Source organism: Mucilaginibacter angelicae, from assembly GCF_042434235.1.
In the GTDB taxonomy this organism is placed as follows: Bacteria; Bacteroidota; Bacteroidia; order Sphingobacteriales; family Sphingobacteriaceae; genus Mucilaginibacter; species Mucilaginibacter angelicae.
In genome coordinates this window covers 89206-95535 of the sequence record NZ_JBHLTS010000069.1, presented here as the reverse complement: position 1 = coordinate 95535, position 6330 = coordinate 89206, and the positions used below count along the sequence as shown (strand labels likewise).

Sequence of the window (6330 nt, the reverse complement as noted above, 5' to 3'; positions counted from 1 at the left end):
AAGTCTAATTGTGTAACTTGTTTCATGAGTTCTTGATTTAAAGTGTTTGTTCTTAGTTTTCACTTTAATCTACAACCTTTCTTTCAAGAACTCTTCTTTAACTATTTCATGCATACGATCTTATACGTGCTGTTTGGTCAACCATGCCTATCAGATTTGAACAGCATACAAGATTTCTCTTTCGCCCCGGTGCACAATCCCACCTTCCGCTCTATCGAAATGACAATTTTTAATGATTACTATTACTTCATTTCTCCCAAACAGCTCCTCTGATCTCTTTCCGGTGAGACATATCACCGTCTGGTATTACAACCGCTACCCATGGTGTATCTTTATCTGTGATCCGCCCTTTCCATTCAAAGCTTTGCGCTGTGCCGGTTTGTAATGTGATTTGCTTTGATGCTGAAGCAAGGCTCAGGTTATCAGTCCTGATATTGAAACTGTGGCTGCCATTGCCCTGCACCTTAAGCTTTATGGTGATTCCGCCGTTTGATGTTATATTTTGAGATACATCATATTTCAAAAGCTTATCCGCCCTGCATTCAAGATGGTAGGAAGCGGCAGGAAGGAAAGTTTGCGTTTGTTCGGTGCCATCACTGCTGATGATATATTTCCCTTCGGGCATGGTTGTTTTAAAGTGGCCGGTTGAACTATTGGGAGTTACGGTAATAAGCTGCCCGGTAGTAGTTTCTTTAAAGGTTACCGGGCCATTTGCCTGTCCATCAACAATAGCCGGGCCTTCCACATCTTTCAGCAGCCAGATCCAGTTGGTAACCGGATGTCCCCAGATCTCTTTATAAGTCCACATGGCTTGTACCGGCCAGTATGGGGCGTCATCCTCATCTTTTGATTCGATACCTACCGGTAAACCACCAACCATATCGCCAGATGATGGCGTGTAAAGCGGCACGTAATCATAACCCTCACCATACATGGTACTTGCCGAAAATGGGTTACGGCCTATGATCCATTCCAACTGATGCATGGATAATTGTGCAGACGGCAGGTCACCGCGCAAATGTGCCGCACTTGCCAATGCCTGTGCCTGTGGTAAAATAGTACCGAAATGCCCGCGGTAATCCATCCACACCGGGAACAGGCGGAGGTAGTGACCTTTACCAAGCGGTACACCTTTTAGCACCTGCTTACTGAATGATTCCCTGCGGCTTTCGGGTACGCTTACATATTCGGTGTCCATGTAAACCGATGCCGGCATTACATTGTATGGCGCTGTGTATTTTGCTATGGTTTTCAAATATTCGGCATAAAGCGTCACCGTCGAATACCATTTGATCCAGTCCTGGTGATTTGGGAATGCATCGCAAAGTTGGGTAAGCGCCATGGTTGGCGCCTGCTCACGGCCACGATGGCAATAATGCAGGATCCTTTCTTTTGCGGTTGAGGTATAAAAGAAACCGGTAAGCGGCGTATCCCAATCCGGGCGTTTGCGTTGCTGGGCGTTCATGATCAATGGCGCTTGTTTTATGGCTATCTCCTTGTATTTATCATCTCCGGTAGCCTTCCACATTGCAAGCGAGGACAGGATGATTTGTGAAGGCAGTTCATCTTCTACATTGTTTGAATCAAATGTACCGCGCCATTGGTCTTTAACCGGTTTTACCGATGGCAAACCATCAAGGGCAAATTGCCAGTCGGCTTTTGCTTTTTTCAGTGCATAAGCCGCATAGCGCGGATCGATGTTTTTAAATACACGATATCCGAAAGCCTCAACCGATGCAGCTTCAAAATTAGCCAGCGGATTATTCTGCGCTGTGGTGATCACATCGTCGTCATCGCCTATGATGTTATTGGTGCGGCGGCTATTGATCGAACCTGTATTACGATAGCCATCACCGAAACTGGTCTTCAGGATCCAATCTAATCCCCATTTGGCTTCTTCCAATACGCGGTTATATAGCTCAGGATCTTCATCACGGTTGCGCAGCTTTTCGGCCATACTGAGTAGGGCATAAGTGATTTCTTCTGTACCCTCAAAACTTTGAGAAAGGTCACCGGCATCATGCCAGCCGCCATTAATCACCATGCGTTTATCTCCGTGGATACAGAGCCAGTCCTCATGTTCCTTGCCGTGGATGCCGGGTATTTCCATTCCGCAACGCTCAGCATAAAAAAAGTTGAGTGCTTTCCAAACGGTTCTTTCATACGGATCATCATTTATCCTGAATGGTTTGGTACTCACATCACCTGCCTGCAATATGTAATTCCCCGGCTTTCTAACTTCCGAAAAATCCATCACCTCAAAATTGCCGATATGAGAGCTAACTTTTTGCAGGGCTTTGTTCAATACAACATCACCATTATCCTGGTTGATGAGCTTAAATTCATTGGCGTTAATGTTATTGGCGATAGCACTTTTTTGCGCCCCCGTTTGATAGCCCGTGTGTGCGTATGAGATCTTTTCGGGAGCAACATCCCAGCCTTCAACTTTATCCGCATCTGTTTTTTCCAGCTCCATCTGGTCGAAATAAAAATGGATTTTACTGGCCTCTTCGGGGTAGCTGCCCGATAAGCCGTATGATATTTCAAAGGCTGTAATTTTATCCCTCGCCACATTGTCTATTTCCCAAACTACATGGTTCCACTCATGGTTTTTTAGGGTGAGAGAGGTTTGACCTTCCTGACCAAAAATAGCAGGGAGCTTTACCTGGCCGTCGTTAAACAACTGGCAGTCGAGCGCTGTTGTATAAAAGCCCGGCAAATCGGGATAAATCCAGATAGAGATGCGGTTGTACTTTGTCCAGTCCTCGCCATTAAAAAGCCTCCTTACTCCTGACCGCCCCCAATGCCTGCCATTTTGAGGCGCCGCATTAGCCAACCGGGTAGGGGTTGTCATCAGCAATGATTGGCTTCCGTCATGAACAAACTGTTTTGAAAGCTCAATAGTAGCCACCGAACTGCTTGAATCGAGCGTTACGGTAACCTGCCGGGCATCAACAACATGTACACCCGATGAAGTGAATGAACGCCAGTTATTCAGGTTTTCCATATCATCAAGCAGACGTTTATCTGCTACCTTTTTATGGAGCCAGCGATAAGTAGCCGAATCTTCAAAATGTTCAACCATCGGTTCCCTGATAAAATAGAAGCCGGATAAGAGAAGTATGGCGATGGCTGCTGTAGGGTAGATATATTTCATGAGTGGAGGAAATTAGAATAGTTAATATTTTGTTGGATCCAAGTCCAACACGTCATTGCGAGGCACGAAGCAATCCCCGATTAGCAGAGCCGCTGTGCAAGTCCGCCCTGTAAGTTTGGGATTGCTTTGTGCCTCGCAATGACGTGGTAGATAGTATGTTTCATAAAAAAGGTATCCTAAAATACATCAGGATACCTTTTTTCTATTTTATTTAATCATCATTACTTACCAGTTATAGCCACGTTCTTTAGCATAATCGGCCACCAGTGCACCGGCATCAGCATCTAACAGGATCTCGCAGTTAGGGTGAAGCTGAACCACAGAAGCCGGGATATCCGTGCTTACCGGGCCAAGGATGGCTTGTTTAACAATTTCGGCTTTATGGCTTCCCTTGGCTATCAGGATGAGCTTGCGGGTATGCATGATATTTTTAACACCACGGGTTAATCCGCCAAGCTCAATTTCGGGTGGTACCTGTGTTTCGCGGCGTACACGGGCCTCAAAATCGGGGTCCATAGGCGATACCCAGGTTTCGCTTTCAAACGGGGTTCCCGGCTGGTTGATGCCGATATGCCCGTTACTGCCTATGCCCAGCATCTGCAGGTCGGCGCCGCCACGTTCGGCAAGGCGTTTTTCAAACAGGATGCTCTCGGCAACAAAATCATCCGAAAGGGTAGGCGGCATAATAAAGTTTTCGTCAGGGATACCCAGCGGACCGGCAATCTGGTTCAGGATCATGGTATAACAACTGCCCGCGTATTCGCGCTCCAAATTGGTGAGCTCGTCCACGTTAAACAGGGTGATGTTTGATACATCGAACGGATATTTGGCATAAATTTCGGATACGATGCGGTGCATGCCTATAGTAGTTTGCCCGGTTGAAAGGCCAATTACCGATGTTTTCTTTTCAAGCATCTGTGCTATGATGCGCCATGCCGCGGTGATATCAAATTCCTGTTCGCTTTTGGTTATAGTTACTTTCATTTATGCTGTTGTGCTTTTTTATTGTCATTTTAAATCATTGTTCGCTGTTCGAAGTCCTCGCGCTGTTCGAAGTCTCTGACTTCGAATGTTGTATGCCTGTAGTTTGCAACTACAGGCATACAACATGTTTTTTAACTTGAAATGAACTGTAGTCACAGACTACAGACATAGTCATCCGAAGTCAGAGACTTCGGATAGCGGTTTTATGCTGTTTATAGTTCCTTAAGCTGTTTGGTGAAAAAGTCGTCGATCACAACGGCTACGCTAACTTCGTCCTCGCCATCCATAATTACCGAAATGGTTTCGCCGCCTTTAATGCTGAGCGAAAGGATATTAAGCAGGCTGTTCAGTTTAACAGTTTTATCGCCTTTTTTTAAACTGGTGGAGGCTTTAAACCCTTTTGCCAGTTTAACAAGCTGGGTTGCAGGTCGGGCGTGCATTCCCTGTGCCGATGTGATGATATAATCTTTGGTTATCATTGGGTTATCTCTTTTAAATAAGCAATAATATTTTCGGAGCTATCCATAGCCATTACCTGCCGGCATACCTGTTTGGCTTTAGCTTCGGTATTATTAATAATGATGTTTTTTATTGCAGGGATAGAAGCTGCGCTCATGGAAAATTCTTCAAGGCCCATGCCCAGCAATAACAAGGTAGCCAGGGGATCGGAAGCCATTTCGCCGCACATGCCTATGTGGATATTGTGTTTGCGGCCTTGCTCAATAACATTCAGGATGAGGCGCAATACACCGGGATTAAACGGATCATACAGGTGGGTGATTTTTTCGTTCATCCTGTCAACAGCCAGGGTATACTGGCAAAGGTCGTTAGTGCCGATGCTGAAAAAATCAACTTCCTTAGCCAGGATATCGGCCGTAACAGCGGCTGAAGGGATCTCGACCATAATCCCAACTTTTACATCAGCACTAAAAGGCACGCCGGCTTCAAGCAGTTCATTTTTTGCTTTGCTGAGGATGAGTTTAGCATCGCGGATCTCTTTTACGTTCGAGATCATCGGGAACATGATGCTCACAGTGCCAAACGCTGACGCCCGCAAAATGGCCTTAAGCTGCACCATAAATAAGCCTTCCTGGTCAAGCGAGATGCGGATGGCCCGGTAACCCAAAAAAGGATTAAGTTCGGCAGGTAAGTTAAAGTACGACAGGTGTTTATCGCCACCAATATCAATGGTTCGTATAATTACAGGTTTGCCTTTTGCCTGCAACACCGCTTTTTTATAAAACTCAAATTGCTCTTCCTCATCAGGGAAACTGTCCCTGTCCATAAACAACATTTCGGTACGGAAAAGACCAACGCCTTCGCCTCCGTTGTCATGCATCATCTCCAGGTCATCAGCATTGGAGATATTAGCCAGCAAGGTTACCTGTTTGCCGTCTTCTGTAATGGCAGGCTTATCCTTAACCTTTTTTAATACTTCGGCTTGCTGCCTGAACGAGGCTGATTTTGCCGAGTAACGGTTGATGATCTCCTCGCCGGGATTAACATAAACAGAACCGCTGAGGCCATCTAAAATAATAAAGTCGTTATGGTTAATGGTCATCAGCTCATCGCCGCAGGCTACAACGGCAGGCAGCCCTTTTGATTTGGCTATAATGGCCGCGTGCGAAGTACGGCTGCCTGCCTGTGTTGCAAAACCGGTGACAAGGTTAAGGTCGAGTGTGATGGTGTCAGAAGGGGTGAGGTCATCGGCAATAACAATGGTATCCGGCTCAAATGAGCGGTTATTGGTATCGCCTGTACGGTTAATATATTTGAGAATGCGGTTGCCTATATCCTGGAAATCGGCCGATCGGGCACGCATATACTCATCGTCCATACTTTCAAACAGTGCCACTATACCGGCGGTAACCTCGATCATGGCATCGTTGGCGGTCTTTTTTTCTGCTTCGATCTTGGCCACCACGTCCTCGCGGATCTGTGGGTCGTTGATCAGCTCAACCTGTGTTTCCAGTATGGCGATGTCATCATCATTAAGCATTAGTTGTGAGCTGTTCTTGATAGCATCGATCTCGCCCAGCGCATTGATAACCGAAATATCAAAGCGTTCAATTTCTGCCACTATCTCAACCTGGTTTTTTAAAACAATACCGTTGGTGGCTGGCGCGTTTTTTTTGATAACAAACGCCCTGCCTATAGCAATGCCCGGTGAAACTCCAATTCCCTTCATT

At 46.1% G+C, this 6330-nt stretch carries 4 protein-coding genes; all 4 read right to left on the bottom strand.

Going from position 1 to position 6330, the window contains the following annotated elements; translation table 11 throughout:
* Positions 1-247: 247 nt before the first annotated feature.
* On the bottom strand, positions 248-3157 hold the full coding sequence (locus tag ACFFGT_RS22325; protein WP_377024731.1) for a glycoside hydrolase family 9 protein: 2910 nt from the start codon (positions 3155-3157) through the stop codon (positions 248-250).
* A 225-nt stretch (positions 3158-3382) separates the two neighbouring features.
* Entirely contained in the window at positions 3383-4141 is a 759-nt protein-coding gene (locus ACFFGT_RS22320) for a 6-phosphogluconolactonase (protein ID WP_377024730.1), read from the bottom strand.
* A gap of 212 nt (positions 4142-4353) precedes the next feature.
* Positions 4354-4620, bottom strand: coding sequence for an HPr family phosphocarrier protein (locus ACFFGT_RS22315; RefSeq protein WP_377024729.1), 267 nt, complete (start codon positions 4618-4620; stop codon positions 4354-4356).
* Positions 4617-6329 (bottom strand): phosphoenolpyruvate--protein phosphotransferase, encoded by a 1713-nt coding sequence (ptsP, locus tag ACFFGT_RS22310; protein ID WP_377024728.1) that lies wholly within the window; start codon positions 6327-6329, stop codon positions 4617-4619. Before ptsP ends, ACFFGT_RS22315 begins: the two co-directional genes overlap by 4 nt.
* Between the last annotated feature and the right edge of the window lies 1 nt (position 6330).

Coding starts and splice junctions, on each gene's coding strand:
- ACFFGT_RS22325 (WP_377024731.1), bottom strand. CDS start 3,157: ATGAAATATATCTACCCTACAGCAGCCATCGCCATACTTCTCTTATCC.
- ptsP (WP_377024728.1), bottom strand. CDS start 6,329: ATGAAGGGAATTGGAGTTTCACCGGGCATTGCTATAGGCAGGGCGTTT.
- ACFFGT_RS22315 (WP_377024729.1), bottom strand. CDS start 4,620: ATGATAACCAAAGATTATATCATCACATCGGCACAGGGAATGCACGCC.
- ACFFGT_RS22320 (WP_377024730.1), bottom strand. CDS start 4,141: ATGAAAGTAACTATAACCAAAAGCGAACAGGAATTTGATATCACCGCG.